The sequence below is a fragment of the Candidatus Pelagibacter sp. PS_02 genome, from assembly GCF_059418065.1.
In genome coordinates, this window is the sequence record NZ_CM182079.1 from 902,172 (window position 1) to 917,783 (window position 15,612).

The following is a 15,612-nucleotide window of genomic DNA, read 5'->3' on the forward strand; positions in this document are numbered from 1 at the left end:
TTTTTGACTGTCAGACATTATTTTTTAGTTTTATTTATCATGTTTCTTTTTGGTAGTTCTTATCCAATTAATAAACTTGCATTAAACACATCCCTCACCCCTGTATTGGCAGCCTCATTGAGAATGTTTATACTTTTTGTTTGTCTTGTTCCTTTTTGTAAATTTAAAATCCCAAACAAAAAATACTATCTGCCTTTAGCAGGTTTTTCTTTTTCAATGGGCTTTGGTGTTTTTATTTTTTTAAATTTATCTCTGCAAAAAGCAACTATGGTTGCTCCTATAATTATTGGAGCTCAACTAGCAATACCCTTTGCAATTCTGGCAAGCTCTTTATTTTTAGGTGAAAAGGTAACTCCTAAAATGTGGGTATTAATATTTATTTCTTTTTTTGGAATTTTTTTAATTGGTTATGATCCAAATTTAAAAAGTGAAATTTTTGCAATTTTTCTTTGTGCAATTTCTGCTTTTTTCTATGGTGTTGCGAATGTGTTTTCTAGATATATTAAAGATATAGATGTTAAATTAACCAACACAGTTATGGGCTTTACTGGTTTTATACTGCTTTTTCTTTTTTCCATTTTTTTTGAAGGAAACACAGTTTATCAATTACTAAATATTGATTTTTATACTTGGCTTTTATTACTCCATAATGGGGTGATGGTTTCTGTAATTGCACACACCTCATTATTTTATTTATATAAATTTTATTCAGTAAATAAAATTATGCCCTTTTATTCTTTATTTCCAGTATTTGGCCTAATCCTAACGTTCTTTATATTCGGAGAAATCCCAACTCTACTTAGTGCGATTGGCGGTTTAATTATAATATTTTCTGTATATAGGCTTCAAAAAATTAGATAATTCTCCTATTGAAAATTCGTTTAAATAGTCTTTAATTTGATTTTTATAAATTGTTAACAATCAAAGAGGAAAATAATGAAAAAACTATTTATTGCTGCTTTTATATTCGTTTCTACTTTTACAACGAATACATTCGCAGAAGTTAAAATGGGAATCATTTTAGGATTTACTGGTCCTATTGAATCTCTAACACCAGCTATGGCTGCATCTGCAGAGCTTGCATTTAAAGAAGCTTCTGACTCAGGTTCACTATTAGGTGGAGAAACTATTTCAGTAGTAAGAGCAGATTCAACTTGCGTTGATTCTGCAGCAGCAACAGCAGCAGCAGAAGGTGTTATTGCACAAGGTGTTGCAGCAATTATGGGTGCTGACTGTTCAGGTGTAACTGGTGCTATTGCATCTAATGTTGCTGTACCAAATGGTGTAGTAATGATTTCACCTTCAGCAACTTCTCCAGGACTTACAGCTTTAGATGATAAAGGCTTCTTTTTTAGAACAGCCCCATCTGATGCTAGAGGTGGTCAGATTTTAGCTGATATTACTAAAGACAGAAAAATCAAAAGTGTAGCAATTACTTACACTAACAATGACTATGGAAAAGGTTTGGCTGATGTTTATGAAGCAGCTGTAAAAGCTCATGGTATTAAAGTAACAACTGTATCTGCACACGAAGATGGTAAAGCAGATTACTCATCTGAAGTAGCAACTTTAGCTTCAGCAGGTGGTGATGCCGTAGCAGTAATTGGTTACCTAGACCAAGGTGGAAAAGGAATTATTCAAGGTTCTTTAGACTCTGGTGCATTTGATAAATTTATTTTATCTGATGGTATGATCGGTGACTCATTAACTGAAGCTTTTGGAAAAGATTTAAATAAATCTTTTGGTTCAATTCCTGGTTCAATGAATAAAAAAACAGCAGGTACTTTTGCCTCTGTTGCTAAAGCAGCGGGTATCGACTCATCTGGACCTTACACTGGTGAATCTTATGATGCAGCAGCTTTAATCGTCCTTGCGATGCAAGCAGGTGGATCAGCAGATAGAGCTTCTATTGCAAAAAATGTAATGGATGTTGCTAATGCCCCTGGTACTAAGATTTACCCAGGTGAACTTAAAAAAGGTTTAGACTTACTAGCTAAAGGTAAAAAAGTTGACTACGAAGGTGCAACTGGTGTTACTTTTACTAACGTAGGTGAAGCTGAAGGTTCTTTCCTAGAAAAAGAAATCAAAGGTGGAAAATTCAAAAATAAAAAACAAAGATAATTAAAATTTTAATTTTAAAACCCTCAGCAGTGAAAATTGCTGGGGGTTTTTTTTATTTAAAAATTACTAATAATCCTAAAAAAACCAAATATCGAAATTAATATAAGAAAATAAAAAACAACTTTTCTATAAGTTTTCTCTTTGCTTTTAACAAAAAATTTATCACCAATATAAACACCTATTGGTAAAATAATAATCAGTGGAATAGTTCTATAAATAGTTGTCAGATCTACAATTCCTGCAAAAAAACTTAGAGTAAATGCATAAATATCTGTTAAAAAGAATAAGGCTGCTAATGAACCTCTAATTACTGCTGGTTGAATACTTGTAACTAATAAAAAAAGTGCCACAGGCATTCCACCTAATGTGGTTAATCCATTTAATGTTCCAGAGACTATTCCAGTAATAAGTTTTCCATAATTATTATTAATTTTTTTATTCTCATATCCTTTCATTAATAAAAATGAAAAAAATATAACTAATGCGCAAACTGACAGGTGTGTTGTATCTGGAGATAAATACTTCAATAAATAAAGCCCAATAGGTGACCCAATGATTATTCCTATCAATAATTTTAAAACAAAATTCCAGTCTATTTTGTTCCATATATATGGAACCATAAAAATACTAATAATAACCTCAAGTATTAGAATAATTGGGACTATCTCTATTGCTGGAAGAATAAAAGAAAAGCCAGAAATACATATTGCAGAAAAGCCAAAGCCATTAAAACCTCTTATAATAGATGCAATAAATACGGTAAATATTACAAAATAGATTTCAATTAAACTCAGTTGAAGATTAGATAAAAAATCCACTCTATTTTCTTTTTTTAAAGTCTGCTCTTAATGTTGATAAAACAATTATTACTAAAAATATTATACAAACTAAATTCATTGTTTTCCAACTTGTTAAGGTTAAAAAAACTCCAGCCGATAAGCTTGCTACTGCCTGAATTGAATAAACAATTAAATCATTAAAGCCTTGTGCTTTAAATTTTTCATCCTCTCTATAAGATAAAACTAGTAAACTTGTTCCAGATATAAATAAAAAGTTCCAACCAAATCCTAAAAATATTAATGCAATTAAATAATTAATAAAATTTTGCTCAAATAAACTAGTCAAAATTGTTATAAAAAATAAAACAACACCAGCGTACATAATTTTACTATGTCCAAATTTTTTTATCAAATTACCTGTTATCAATGAAGGTAAAAACATAGCTGCGATATGAAGTTGAATTACAAAACCTGTTTTAGTTAAACTTATTTTTTCCATTACATGCATACTTATTGGAGTTGCAGTCATTAAAAATGACATCACTGCATAAGCAAATGCCGAAGCCACTAATGCTTGTAGAAATCTTGGTTGAGAAATTAACTCCAAATAACTACGTTTGATTTTCTTGTTAACATGATTGGGTTTATGTCCATCCTCATAAAATAATAGAAAAATTGTTGAAGTAAGAGTTAAAGCAGCAAGCGCAATATAAGATCCGGCATATAAATGTTCGGCTATAAAACCTTTTGTTATATTAGCAACATTTGGTCCTATAAAAGCCGAACCTATTCCTGCTAATAATATTATTGAAATAGCTTTTGGTGCCATATCTTTTTTAACAGTCTCAACTGCTGCAAAACGATATTGATGACTAAAGGCTACTCCTGCACCAAGTAAAAAACATGAAAAATTAAAAAGGATAAAGCTTTCAATAATTATTGCGTACGCCGCTAGAACAGATGATAAGGAGCTCACTACAGAAGCAAACATAAAGCCTGCTCTTCGACCAATTATACTCATAACCTTTGCTGCAAAGATTGCAAAAATTGCAATACCAACAATTGATAAAGCCATCGGTAAAGTTGCTAAAGATTTTACTGGACTAAACTGAGAGCCAATTATTCCACTTAAGAAAACTGTTACGGGTGCTGCTGTAAAAGCAAAAATTTGACTTAAAATTAGCAGCCATAAATTTTTATTCATTAAAAAATGTATTTATCACTAAGATAAAGAGCAAAACCTAGAGCCATCCCTAATAAAATATATTTCATAATAAAGTTTATTTTATTTCTATTTTTTCAGGAAGTATACCTTTAGGTCTATACCTCATGATCAACAGAAGACCCATCCCCATCATTAAATATCTAAAGTAAGGAACGCTTTCAATTAAATGAATTTTTAATGAATGTGTATCTGCTAAACCTGCTGTAAATAAATTAATCAAGAATAATGCAATTGGCGCTGCCTCAATCCATAGAAACCAGACTGCAAAACCTCCTAAAATTGCTCCAAAATTATTCCCACTTCCTCCAACAATAACCATAACCCAGATTAAAAAAGTATATCTCATAGGTTGGTAACTACCTGGAGTAAATAAACCATCTTGAGTGACTAACATAGCGCCAGCAATTCCAACTATAGCTGAGCCTAAAATAAAGATTAATAAATGTTGCTTGACGACATTTTTTCCCATTGCATTAGCAGCTTCTTCATTGTCTCTTATCGCACGCATCATTCTTCCCCATGGAGAGTAAAGAGCTTTTTGAGTTACTATTAACAAGGCTATAACAACAATTAAAAATAAACCTGAATAACAAAGTTTTACAAAAACTGATGATCCCTCAATTACTAATTGGTTAAGAGCTGATTGTTTATCAGTAATACTGGAGATTAAATCTAATTTCCCAGAATTAAATTTTGCAACTAAATTTATAAACCATTCTTTAGTTTGGAGTTCAATTTCATAAGGCACTGGTCGATCCAGTCCAATTACATTTTTAACACCTCTTGTTAACCAATCTTCATGCTTGATTATGGCTATAACTATTTCTGATATTAATAGTGTGGCAATAGCTAAATAGTCTGCACGTAAACCTAAAGCAACTTTACCAACTATAAATGCTAGACCTGCTGCAAAAAATGCACCTACGATCCAAGAAAACATAATTGGCAATCCTAATCCACCAAGAAATCCTGTTGTTGCTGGGTTAACATTTTCAATAGCTTCAATACTTGTCTCTGATGTAACTCTTATAATTATAATTCCAGCAATAATAATTGTAGCAATACCATAAGTTCTAATTTTAGATTTTTCAAAATTTTTTAATACAAAACGTATTGCAAGGACCATTGCAACAATTAACCATAAAGACATTAGAATACTAAAACCTCCCGCAACCCATGCTTCTTGTACAGGTTCAACAGAAATTAAAACTGCAGCTAATCCACCTAATGCCGCATATCCCATTAGACCAAAATTGATTAACCCTGCATACCCCCATTGAATATTTGCCCCCATAGTCATTACAGCAGAAATTAAACACATGTTAAAAATTGATAGAGCTACATTCCAAGATTGAAATATTCCAACTAAAATAATAAGCCCCAACATGATTGCGTAAGCTATAATTACATTTAAGTGCTTTCTCACAGTACCTTCCCTTTGAATATTCCATTAGGTCTATAAAGTAAGACAATCACCAGTATAGAAAATGAGACAGCAAATTTATAATCTGTTGATAATAACTGAACTAACGTTTCTGGCTCCATGCTTGCTGGCAAAACATACATAAAGAATTTTTTATAAGCATAAGTTAGGAATATTTCTGAAAATGCTATGACATATCCTCCTAAAAATGCTCCAAAGGGGTTTCCAATACCTCCAACAATTGCTGCAGCAAAAATTGGCAACATGTTATTAAAGTAGGTAAATGGCTTAAAACTTTTGTCCAATCCATATAAAGCTCCACCAATTGTCGCTAAAATTCCTGCAATAATCCAAGTAATCATAACTACTCTTTTAGGATCAATTCCAGACAATAAAGCTAAATCCTCATTATCAGAATAAGCACGCATGCTTTTTCCTGTCTTAGTTTTGTTTAAAAACCAAAATAAAATAGAAACCAATACAATTGTTACAAATATAGTTAATACCTGACTAGATTTAATTGCTAAACCTTCATTAAGTCCTGTCATTTCTTTAAACTCACCTGCTTTGATAATAAATTTTTCTCCATCAAAAAACCTCTGATCTGATGGACCGATTATTATTCTAACAACAGCTTGAGTTACAAACATTACACCAATACTAACCATTGCAAGTTGAACAGGAGGACTTTTGCTCACTCTATAATATCTAAAAACAAATTTATCAATTAGGAGCATATATCCAATTGTTAAAACAATTGCAAAAGGGATGGCAAGTAACGCTGTTGGTAAAACACCTAAAGAAATTCCAAGTGATTGAAAATACCAAGTAAATAATATGGTGACCATCGTACCAAAAGCCATCATGTCCCCAGTTGCAAAATTAGCAAACCTTAAAATTCCATAAATTAAAGTTACAAATATTGCACCTAGTGCTAGTTGAGAGCCATACGTAAGAGCTGGCATAAAAATATAATTTAATAATAATATAATTGCGTTTAAGAATTCCATACTATCCACCTAAAAAAGAGCTTCTTACTCTTGGGTCGTTTAATAATTCTTTTCCTGTTCCTGAATACTTATTTTCACCTGTAACTAGTACATATCCACGATCAGAAATATTAAGCGCTTGTTTAGCATTTTGCTCAACCATTAAAATTGCAACATTAGTTCTTTTTACTTTGATGATATGATCAAATAATTCATCCATTACTATTGGAGAAACACCAGCAGTGGGTTCATCTAACATTAATACAGATGGTTTTATCATTAATGCTCTTCCAAGAGCCACTTGTTGTCTTTGACCTCCAGATAATTCACCAACTAATTGGTTTCTTTTTTCTCTAAGTATTGGAAATAGTTCATAAATTTCTTCTATAATATTTTGATAATTGTCATCTCTTAAATAAGCTCCCATCTCTAAATTTTCTTCAACACTCATTCCAGAAAATACATTTTTTGTCTGTGGTACAAATGAAATACCTTCTCTCACCCTATCTTGTGGTGAAAGTTTTGAAATATCTTTGCCATCAATTATAACTGAACCAGATTTTAAATTTAAAAGACCAAGCATTGCTTTCATGGCTGTTGATTTACCAGCACCATTAGGTCCAAGAATTGAAACTATTTCGCCTCTGTTTACATTAACTGAACAAGAGTTGATGATATCAGGTCCATTACCGTAACCACCTGTCATTTTTAAACCTTCAAAAAAAGCCATTAGTTCTCATCCTTTATCTTTGATCCTCTGCCTAAATAGCTTTCTATAACTTTTTCATCTTTCTTAGCTTCTTCAGCGGTCCCTTCAAATAAAACTGAACCTTCTGCCATAACAATAACAGGGTTACATAATCTACTTATAAACTCCATATCATGTTCGATCATACAGAATGTATAACCTTCTTCCTTATTTAACTTAAGAATAGCAGTTCCTAAATCTTTAAGCAGTGTTCTATTAACACCAGCACCTACTTCATCAAGTAATACTAATTTTGCATCAACCATCATGGTTCTTCCAAGTTCTAATAATTTTTTTTGGCCTCCAGATAAATTCCCAGCTAATTCATTTGATAAATGAGTCAGATTTAAAAAATCAACTACGTCTTGGGCTTTTTGTTTAACTTTAAGTTCTTCCGTTCTAACTAAACTTGGTTTTAATAAAGCAGTCATTAAATTTTCACCTGACTGATTTGCAGGAACCATCATTAAATTTTCAAGCACAGAAAGATTAGTAAACTCATGTGCTATTTGAAAAGTTCTTAAAATTCCTTTAGAAAATAATTCATATGAAGGAACGTCAGTAACATCCTCATTATTAAACAATACTTTTCCTTGTGAGGATTTTAAATTTCCAGCTATTAGATTGAACAAGGTGGTCTTGCCTGAGCCATTAGGTCCTATAATTCCTGTAATAGATCCTTTCTTAATCTTTAATGAACAATCTGACACTGCAGCCAAACCTCCAAAATATTTAGATAGATTTTCAATTTGTAAGATGCTCTGTTCTTGATCCATGAAATTTATTTATTTAATCTTCTATGTATACTGTTGAGTGTCTTTTCTAAAGATTTATAAAAACCTGCTTTGCTTAATTCTTTAACTCCTTGTTCATTCAATCCTTTAGGTGTTTGAGACTCTTTTACTAAAAATTTTAAATCTTTTTTAGAGTTTACAACTGCATCTTCTGATAATGCTAAAAATAAAGATGTTATATATTTTTGTGCATTATTTCGTTTAACTCCTCTTTTCACTAACCAGTCTGTCATTACTCTTAGTAATTCATAAAAGGGTGCCATCATTCCAGAGGTTGACCAAAAATTGATTGAAGATTTTTCATTTTTAATTTCAACGGTTGTGCCAATTTTATTAAAAAAATCTTTAACTTTTTTATTGGGTGGACAAATGGGTACTGGTCCTTTTTTTAAAGATATAGGAGGTAATGGTATCGCTCTTATAATTTTTGCTTTAACTTTGATTGCTTTTTTAAGTTGAGCTAAAGTAATTGTTGATATGAAACTAATTACAGTTTGATTTGATCTAAACTTTAAATTTTTAATAATTTTTTCACCCACTGTTGGAGTTACTGATAAAAATATCCAATCACAAGAATTAATAATTTCCTGGTTATCTTTACTAACAGTTATCTTTTTAAACTTTTTTTTTAAAATACTAGATGTAGATTTATTTCTCTCAGAGATGATTATTTTGTTATACGAAATACTGGAACTGCAAATACCAGTGATAACGGCAGACGTAATTTTACCTGTTCCTATAAAGCCTAATTTCATAAATATAGTTACTTTATAGTGATATTAGTGAATTAATTAATAAAAAAAGAACCTCTAATTCTCAATAGTTCTCTGCTTAAATCTTTATTTTCTTTGAAAGGTTTTCTTCCGTGTAACCAAAAATAATTATTAGCCACAATGGTTGATCCAGGTACTAATTTAGTGATTACTTTATTCTTACTCTCCTCTAAAGCATCTGATAATTTTTGTAAGAAAATTCCTTGATCCATATTTTTTGGTTCAGGGAATTGATCAATATAAGAAATATTTGGCTTACCGTTATCATCTGTTGTGAAAACTGGATGTTCAACTTTATATTCTATATTTTTACTTTTAGGAGACCCCCATACAAAATTTTGTTTTCCAATGGGGTCATTGAATAAATCCTCACAATGTTCCCAGTCATCAAGATGCAACATTGCTGTTTCTCCTCCTTGGACATTTTGTTCTTCAATTTTAGTCATCAAAAGCCAATCTGTGATCTCTTTAACATATGTCCCATCCGTATGAAGATCCATATTTGTGTAAGCTTTTCTTAAGTACGAGTCACTTTTATCTTCATGCTTTACAAAAAATCTTGCATAATATTTTCCAGCCATGGCATCATAATTTGGATTACCAATTAAATAGGCAATTGCTGTTGATAGCTTTACTAAAAAGATATCATTAATTTTTGCACTTACTTTTTTTGGTCCAATTATAAAACAACCTGTTTCTCTATCTCTTACTATTGAATTAAGTAATTTGCTTAATTTATTAGAAGTTAAATCATCTAAACTTTTAGCAATAGTAAATCTGGTAAATGGTTTGTACTCTAAGGCAGTGATATCAAATTTATTGAATGGAAATATTAATTTATCTAAAATTTCATCTTCAATTCTAATGTCAATTATTCTTTTTGAATTTTGATGTTCTGTTATTGTTATTCCAGAGATATTTTCCATTAGAAATAATTACTTAGTACCGCCATCATGATAGCAGAAATAACAGTAGGATAAACAAAATTTCTTTTAGATATAAAAAATATAAATAAACAAAATAAAACAACAGTTACTCTACTTAAGTAACTAGCATCAGACAAAACACCTACCGGAAATATAATTGTTCTTGCTATTAATGCAGCTAGTGTTGAGTAGGCAAGACAATTAAACCATTTAAATAATTTTGAAGTTACTTTTATTCCTTGTGAAGAAATTGCACCTAAAAACCTTGAAGAGAAAGTTGCAAGGGACGTGACTAAGATTGCAAGAAATACACTAGTTGACATTTAGCTCTCCTATAAAATAAGCAATTGTTCCACCAACAAGTCCTCCCAATAAAATTGACCACTCTGGAGATAGAAAATAAAAAATTGGTCCTAATATCAGACCTAAAATTACTGCAGTTGTAATTTGAATAGTTTTCATTGCCCCAACCATCATGCATAAAAAATAAATTGGGTTTAAAATTGCTAAGCCCATCATCATATTCTTATCCAAATAATCAGATGCATAAAATCCTATAAAAGTTCCTATTACTGCTGTAGTCCAAGTAGCACAACCAATTCCAATCCAAAAATCAATTCTATGTTTTTTTTCAATACTTTTGTAATTACTTTTCATAATTAGCCATGCAGATACTGCTATAAAATGACATGAAAAGTAATATTTCCATTTTGGTTGGCTTTTGTGCATCATTAATGGAAATAAAGAAACAGCCATTGGATAAAGACGAGCATTAACAAACCAAACAGCTAAAAAAATATTTAATAATGAAGCTCCAACTAATAACGACTCTGCCATAACTAATGATCCAGGCAAAGCATAAGTAAGCATAGTTGAAAAAATACTTTCTTGAATATTAAATCCTAAATTTTTAAGAAGTGCCCCAATTGCTATAAAACAACATCCAAGTGCAAGGGCTGGGCTATCTGGAGCTAAAATAGATTTGAAACCTTTAAAGAAAAATTCTTTATTAATCATTAACCACCAAGGAATAATCTACCAACGTCAGGATTTTTTAATAAATCGTCCCCTTTGCCAGCAATAGCAGTTTGTCCTGATACTAAAACATAACCTATATCAGCAAACTCTAATCCTTTTTTAGCATTTTGTTCCACTAGGATAATAGTTTTCTTTTCTGTTTGTTGAAGGTCTCTTAATATTTCAAAAACCATATCTATATATCTCGGTTCTAAACCAATTGAAGGTTCATCAACAAGTAATACAGAAGGTTTCATAACTAGTGCTCTAGAAATTTCTAATAATCTTCTTTCCCCACCAGATAAAACTTTTGCAGGTTGGTTTCTTCTGTTTCTTAATCTTTCATATTTTTCAAAAATTCTTTCAGCTTCTTGATAAGATTCGTCTGTGTTTTCTTTAGTATAACCACCCATTAGTAAATTTTCTTCAACCGTCATATCTGGAAAGACTGAATTATCTTGTAAGATATATGCTATTCCACACGACTTAAGTTTTTCTGCTGGGGTTAGATGCGTAATTTCTTTACCATCAATTTCTATTTGCCCTGAAAAGATATTTGTAAATCCATAAATAGAGTGAAGAATTGTAGATTTTCCAGCACCATTTGGACCAATTAAACATAGAGATTGAGCTTTACTTACACACAAATCAAAATCATGTAGAATTTCCATCTTACCATAACCAGCAGATAAATTTTTAATCGTTACATGGTTATTGCCTGGAGATAGTTTTTTTAATTCTTCAGGTCCTGGTGCTTTTCCTAATACATCATATTGATTTGACATTATTGTGCTCCCAAGTAAGCGTCTAGCACACGCTTATCATTTTTAATTTCATCTGGAGTTCCGTTTGCCAACATTTGACCATGTGCTAAACAAAAAACTCTTTGTGCTAAATTCATAACTACTTTCATATTATGCTCTATAACTAACAGGGTAATCCCATAATCTTTATTAACACTAATTAAACGATCAATAATTCCATTAATTAATGTTGGATTAATTCCAGCTGTTGGCTCATCTAACAAGAGCATTTTGGGCTCATTCATTAATGCCATTGCTAGTTCTAATAATTTTTGCTGACCAAAAGAAAGATCTCCTGCTCTAAGTTTTCTTTTTTGATGAAGTCCTACAAACTTTAATAATGTTTCTGCTTTATCAGTTAAACCTGAAGGTATTTTTTGGAAAACTGTTAAAATTCCATCATTTTCAGGTTTGTGGCTGATTAGCATATTTTGAATACAGTTTAATTTTCCATAAATTCGGGTTTGTTGAAAAGTTCTAAGTAATCCAAGTTTAGCAATAACAGGTACTGGTAACTCAGAGACTTCTCTGTTGTTAAATTTAATTGAACCCCCATCAATTGGATAAGTTCCAACTATTGAGTTAAATAAAGTAGTTTTTCCAGAACCATTTGGCCCAATTAATCCAACTATTGAACCTTGTTCAACTGACATAGAGATATCTACGTTGGCTTTAACACCGCCAAAAGATTTACTTACATTTGATATATCTAATATAGCCATTATTTTAATTCTACCTGTGCTTTTCGGTCAGCTTCATCAATTACTTCTCCAAATCTTTCAGGATATTTCTCTCTTAACCATCCCATTAAACCTTCAGGAAAATAAACAACGATTACAATAATTAAAACTCCAAGAGCTACATACTGCCATCCTAAAAAGTAAGTCCAAAATCCTTCTTTAAATAAATGAAATAAAACAGCACCAACTAGTGGTCCCCATAAAGTTCCTTTACCACCAAGAATTGCCATTAACACCATAAACACTCCAAATGTAGGTCCAGCAAATGCAATTTCATTAGGTTCAATGTAACCATTAATATGACCCATTAGTCCTCCTGCAATTCCAACAAAGAACGCTGATACCATCCAACCTATAATTTTATACCTCATAGTGTGAATGCCCATTGCTTCAGCTTTATCTTCGTTATCTCTTATTGCATTTAAAACTAATCCAAATCTTGTACTGTAGGCCCACTTTAAAGTAATAAAAGTTATAACTGCTAAACCAAAACTTAAATAGTACATAAACTGTGATGATGATGCGTTAGATCCTAAATCTTTTGGCCAAACAGGAACCGTCATACCTTGTCCTGCTCCAATAATTTCAATTCCACCTGCAATTTCGCCAGCAGCAATTCCTAAAGCTAAAGTACAAATTGCAAAGTAATGCCCTCTTAAACCTAAAATTCCATAACCAATTACTCCTGCAATTATTGTTGGAATAATTCCTGCTAACAATATTCCAACTCCAAACCCTTGAAAAAATTGTGGAACCGTATGAACAAAAGTTTTTTCTCCACCAGCATCCGTCCACTCAGCTAATGAAAAAAACATTGCTATTTGTGTACTTGAAGCAACATACATTCCAACTCCAAAAAATAAAATATTTCCAAATGTATTGTAGCCCATTTGTCCACCTTGAACGTCCCAAGTCATCGCAAGAACGATTAAAATATAAAGAAACGACATCTGAAGTTTGTAAGCAGGAAATATAAATGCACCAGCTAAGCCAAAAATTATTAGACCCATGTATAAAAGAGTATTTTTATTCATTATTTTAGATATTCTCTTTTTCTTGATAATTTAAATCTTCTGTAAACAAGAATTAATACGAGTAGCGAGAATACAGCTGCTATTCTAAATTCTGTTCCAAGTAGATAATCTGCCCATTCTTCAAATATACCAAGACCCATACCAGATATTGCAACAGCTGGTAAATTTCCAAGTCCAGCAATGATTACAATCATGAATGATCTTACCGTGTAAGGTAATCCTGTGTATGGATGAAGTGTAAATGTGATCGCAACACAAGCTCCTGCTATTCCACATAATGCTGCATTTATTCCAAATGTTGCAGCATAAACTTTTTCTGTATCTACACCTAAAATTTTAGCAGCTCTTGCATTTTGTGCGGTTGCTCTAATTGCTCTACCTAATTTTGATTTTCTCATATAGATCACCAAAATAAATGCAGATATGACACAAACAGCTCCTGAAAATAACTTAGCATTAGGAATTGTAACCATATCGTTAAATAACATTGTTGTTCCAAAATCTGATTGAGCAACAACTACGTCTGCGCCAAATGCAAAATTCATTAACTGTTGTGCTAAAATACTAATTCCAAAAGTTGCAAGAATTGATGTAAATAAATCTTTATCTACCACTTTATTAATAACCAGCTTGTACATTCCCCATCCAACACAATACATTACAATTGGAGATACAATTATACCAAAGGCTGGATGAATTCCTGAGAGATACATAAAGTAAGCAATGTAACCACCCATAATTACTAATTCTCCTTGAGCAATGTTTATTATATTCATTACTCCCCACTGCAGAGCCATTCCATAAGCAATTAATGCAAATAAAATACCTAGAAGTATTCCATCCATTGAGGCTTGGACCATTAGTATTGGTGCTTGAAAAATTAGAAAATCCATAAATTATTTAAATGTTTATAAAAAAATGCCCCCTATTTCTAGGGAGCATTTTACATATTAGGTATTATCTTTTTGACCAAGATGGAATTGGGTGTACCAACTCAGCTGATGCCCATTTTGTAGGAGCAACAACTTTGTTTTCACACTTACTACCATCATCGTTACATGATACTTGGAAAAGTACCATTGGTTTTGATACGTTCTGCCCACCTTCTGCAAATTTTATGTTCCCATAAAAAGTTTGCATATCAGTTGCAGCTAAAGCGTCTCTAACTTTTTTAGTGTCAAATGATTGCGCTCTTTCGAATGCATCTTTAAATACTAATAAAGCAGCTGACGACTCTGCAGCTTGGTATGGCGGTGCATAACCAAATGCTTTTGTAAAATCTGCATCATAGGTAGTTCCATCTTTAAAGAAATCATCTTTGTAAGATAATGATTTATGCCATTGAGAAGCACAAAGTGCATACTCAGAAGCTTTACCATGCATCTTAGATAATTTAGCGGCATCACAGTGAGTCATTGCTAACATAGGAACATCAACTTTCATTTCTGAAATTTGCCTAACAGCTGTTAAAGCTCCTTTTGTGTGACCTGAAACCACAAGAACATCTGGTTTTACAGCTTTTACTTTAGATAAAGTAGCAGCCATATCATTAAGTTCTTTCGGTAACTTGTCATCAATTATGATTTTAGAACCTGTTCTTTTAGCAGCATCAAGAATACCTAATCTCACATCTTGAGAGAAAGCATCTTGTTCAAATGCCATTGCAATCTTAACTGGTTTTCCACCGTTTTTTTCAACTGCAAGATCAATTGCTACATCAAGATATAAGTTCGCAGGAGCTAGTACTGCAAATAAATATTTATAACCCTTAGTGAATAACGATCTAGACGCACCGTTTGCTTCAACCATAGGAATTCCATATTTTTCAGTTACAGGAGCCATAGCTTTAGTCAAACCTGAGCTATAAGGCCCAAGCATGTATTGAACACCATCTTGTTGAATTAATCTTTCTGCAAGTTGTGCTGCCCTTCCAGAGTTTGACTCGTCATCGTAATAAATGATTTCAAACTTGTAAGTTTTTCCACCAACCTTAATACCACCCATGTCATTTATTCTGTCAACTGCTAAGTTATAGCCGTTTTGAGTATGAACACCATTTGATGAGTATTTTCCAGTCAATGAAATAGCTGCACCTAAAATAATTTTATCCCCAACAACCTTCGCGAAAGATATTGTTGAAGCTGAAATTAAAAGAGCAATTGCAGAAACTAAAGTAATAATTATATTTCTGATTTTCATTTTTATTTCCCTCTATTAGTTTTTTAAATTTAAATAAATAT

General features: G+C 31.8%; 17 protein-coding genes. 2 read left to right on the forward strand and 15 right to left on the reverse strand.

Features of this window, described 5'->3' with window-relative positions; all coding sequences use genetic code 11:
• The first annotated feature begins 3 nt into the window (after positions 1 to 3).
• Complete coding sequence (locus tag AC5SL4_RS04805) at positions 4 to 861, forward strand: DMT family transporter (RefSeq protein ID WP_011282324.1); 858 nt, start codon at positions 4 to 6, stop codon at positions 859 to 861.
• 75 nt (positions 862 to 936) lie between these two features.
• Positions 937 to 2,121, forward strand: coding sequence for an ABC transporter substrate-binding protein (locus AC5SL4_RS04810; RefSeq protein ID WP_006997938.1), 1,185 nt, complete (start codon positions 937 to 939; stop codon positions 2,119 to 2,121).
• Between the two features lie 56 nt (positions 2,122 to 2,177).
• Here AC5SL4_RS04810 and AC5SL4_RS04815 read toward each other — a convergent pair whose 3' ends face one another.
• The 15 genes from AC5SL4_RS04815 to AC5SL4_RS04885 all read right to left on the reverse strand — a co-directional run bounded on the left by AC5SL4_RS04815 (position 2,178) and on the right by AC5SL4_RS04885 (position 15,571).
• The gene (locus tag AC5SL4_RS04815; RefSeq protein ID WP_494573896.1) at positions 2,178 to 2,939 is read right to left on the reverse strand and encodes a sulfite exporter TauE/SafE family protein; all 762 of its coding nucleotides are present in this window, start codon (positions 2,937 to 2,939) and stop codon (positions 2,178 to 2,180) included.
• A 1-nt stretch (position 2,940) separates the two neighbouring features.
• Positions 2,941 to 4,104, reverse strand: coding sequence for an MFS transporter (locus AC5SL4_RS04820; protein ID WP_011282326.1), 1,164 nt, complete (start codon positions 4,102 to 4,104; stop codon positions 2,941 to 2,943).
• Between the two features lie 76 nt (positions 4,105 to 4,180).
• On the reverse strand, positions 4,181 to 5,512 hold the full coding sequence (locus AC5SL4_RS04825; protein ID WP_006997935.1) for a branched-chain amino acid ABC transporter permease: 1,332 nt from the start codon (positions 5,510 to 5,512) through the stop codon (positions 4,181 to 4,183).
• A gap of 35 nt (positions 5,513 to 5,547) precedes the next feature.
• Complete coding sequence (locus AC5SL4_RS04830) at positions 5,548 to 6,558, reverse strand: branched-chain amino acid ABC transporter permease (RefSeq protein WP_006997934.1); 1,011 nt, start codon at positions 6,556 to 6,558, stop codon at positions 5,548 to 5,550.
• A gap of 1 nt (position 6,559) precedes the next feature.
• Entirely contained in the window at positions 6,560 to 7,267 is a 708-nt protein-coding gene (locus AC5SL4_RS04835) for an ABC transporter ATP-binding protein (protein ID WP_011282328.1), read from the reverse strand.
• Positions 7,267 to 8,061, reverse strand: coding sequence for an ABC transporter ATP-binding protein (locus AC5SL4_RS04840; protein WP_494587181.1), 795 nt, complete (start codon positions 8,059 to 8,061; stop codon positions 7,267 to 7,269). The genes AC5SL4_RS04835 and AC5SL4_RS04840 overlap by 1 nt, the downstream gene beginning before the upstream one ends.
• A 5-nt stretch (positions 8,062 to 8,066) precedes the next feature.
• Positions 8,067 to 8,834 (reverse strand): pyrroline-5-carboxylate reductase, encoded by a 768-nt coding sequence (locus tag AC5SL4_RS04845; protein ID WP_271564990.1) that lies wholly within the window; start codon positions 8,832 to 8,834, stop codon positions 8,067 to 8,069.
• Positions 8,835 to 8,866: 32 nt separating this feature from the next.
• On the reverse strand, positions 8,867 to 9,778 hold the full coding sequence (gene glaH / locus AC5SL4_RS04850; RefSeq protein ID WP_011282331.1) for a glutarate dioxygenase GlaH: 912 nt from the start codon (positions 9,776 to 9,778) through the stop codon (positions 8,867 to 8,869).
• Positions 9,778 to 10,101: an AzlD domain-containing protein gene (locus AC5SL4_RS04855; protein ID WP_027307110.1), complete on the reverse strand. Its 324-nt coding sequence runs from the start codon at positions 10,099 to 10,101 to the stop codon at positions 9,778 to 9,780. The genes glaH and AC5SL4_RS04855 overlap by 1 nt, the downstream gene beginning before the upstream one ends.
• The gene (locus AC5SL4_RS04860; RefSeq protein WP_018414318.1) at positions 10,091 to 10,795 is read right to left on the reverse strand and encodes an AzlC family ABC transporter permease; all 705 of its coding nucleotides are present in this window, start codon (positions 10,793 to 10,795) and stop codon (positions 10,091 to 10,093) included. The genes AC5SL4_RS04855 and AC5SL4_RS04860 overlap by 11 nt, the downstream gene beginning before the upstream one ends.
• Positions 10,795 to 11,580, reverse strand: a complete 786-nt coding sequence (locus tag AC5SL4_RS04865; RefSeq protein ID WP_494587182.1) for an ABC transporter ATP-binding protein — start codon at positions 11,578 to 11,580, stop codon at positions 10,795 to 10,797. Before AC5SL4_RS04865 ends, AC5SL4_RS04860 begins: the two co-directional genes overlap by 1 nt.
• Entirely contained in the window at positions 11,580 to 12,320 is a 741-nt protein-coding gene (locus AC5SL4_RS04870) for an ABC transporter ATP-binding protein (RefSeq protein ID WP_271766664.1), read from the reverse strand. The genes AC5SL4_RS04865 and AC5SL4_RS04870 overlap by 1 nt, the downstream gene beginning before the upstream one ends.
• Positions 12,320 to 13,372 carry a branched-chain amino acid ABC transporter permease gene (locus AC5SL4_RS04875; RefSeq protein ID WP_271766662.1) on the reverse strand — a complete coding sequence of 351 codons (1,053 nt, stop codon included), beginning with the start codon at positions 13,370 to 13,372 and terminating at the stop codon, positions 12,320 to 12,322. Before AC5SL4_RS04875 ends, AC5SL4_RS04870 begins: the two co-directional genes overlap by 1 nt.
• Positions 13,372 to 14,265: a branched-chain amino acid ABC transporter permease gene (locus tag AC5SL4_RS04880; protein ID WP_027307112.1), complete on the reverse strand. Its 894-nt coding sequence runs from the start codon at positions 14,263 to 14,265 to the stop codon at positions 13,372 to 13,374. Before AC5SL4_RS04880 ends, AC5SL4_RS04875 begins: the two co-directional genes overlap by 1 nt.
• A 64-nt stretch (positions 14,266 to 14,329) precedes the next feature.
• Complete coding sequence (locus AC5SL4_RS04885; RefSeq protein WP_011282338.1) at positions 14,330 to 15,571, reverse strand: amino acid ABC transporter substrate-binding protein; 1,242 nt, start codon at positions 15,569 to 15,571, stop codon at positions 14,330 to 14,332.
• Positions 15,572 to 15,612 lie beyond the last annotated feature (41 nt).

Excerpts from the sequence above, each read along its gene's own strand:
- AC5SL4_RS04810 (WP_006997938.1), top strand. The coding sequence starts at position 937 with ATGAAAAAACTATTTATTGCTGCTTTTATATTCGTTTCTACTTTTACA.
- AC5SL4_RS04820 (WP_011282326.1), bottom strand. The coding sequence starts at position 4,104 with ATGAATAAAAATTTATGGCTGCTAATTTTAAGTCAAATTTTTGCTTTT.
- AC5SL4_RS04825 (WP_006997935.1), bottom strand. The coding sequence starts at position 5,512 with ATGTTGGGGCTTATTATTTTAGTTGGAATATTTCAATCTTGGAATGTA.
- AC5SL4_RS04830 (WP_006997934.1), bottom strand. The coding sequence starts at position 6,558 with ATGGAATTCTTAAACGCAATTATATTATTATTAAATTATATTTTTATG.
- AC5SL4_RS04835 (WP_011282328.1), bottom strand. The coding sequence starts at position 7,267 with ATGGCTTTTTTTGAAGGTTTAAAAATGACAGGTGGTTACGGTAATGGA.
- AC5SL4_RS04840 (WP_494587181.1), bottom strand. The coding sequence starts at position 8,061 with ATGGATCAAGAACAGAGCATCTTACAAATTGAAAATCTATCTAAATAT.
- AC5SL4_RS04845 (WP_271564990.1), bottom strand. The coding sequence starts at position 8,834 with ATGAAATTAGGCTTTATAGGAACAGGTAAAATTACGTCTGCCGTTATC.
- glaH (WP_011282331.1), bottom strand. The coding sequence starts at position 9,778 with ATGGAAAATATCTCTGGAATAACAATAACAGAACATCAAAATTCAAAA.
- AC5SL4_RS04855 (WP_027307110.1), bottom strand. The coding sequence starts at position 10,101 with ATGTCAACTAGTGTATTTCTTGCAATCTTAGTCACGTCCCTTGCAACT.
- AC5SL4_RS04860 (WP_018414318.1), bottom strand. The coding sequence starts at position 10,795 with ATGATTAATAAAGAATTTTTCTTTAAAGGTTTCAAATCTATTTTAGCT.
- AC5SL4_RS04865 (WP_494587182.1), bottom strand. The coding sequence starts at position 11,580 with ATGTCAAATCAATATGATGTATTAGGAAAAGCACCAGGACCTGAAGAA.
- AC5SL4_RS04870 (WP_271766664.1), bottom strand. The coding sequence starts at position 12,320 with ATGGCTATATTAGATATATCAAATGTAAGTAAATCTTTTGGCGGTGTT.
- AC5SL4_RS04875 (WP_271766662.1), bottom strand. The coding sequence starts at position 13,372 with ATGAATAAAAATACTCTTTTATACATGGGTCTAATAATTTTTGGCTTA.
- AC5SL4_RS04880 (WP_027307112.1), bottom strand. The coding sequence starts at position 14,265 with ATGGATTTTCTAATTTTTCAAGCACCAATACTAATGGTCCAAGCCTCA.
- AC5SL4_RS04885 (WP_011282338.1), bottom strand. The coding sequence starts at position 15,571 with ATGAAAATCAGAAATATAATTATTACTTTAGTTTCTGCAATTGCTCTT.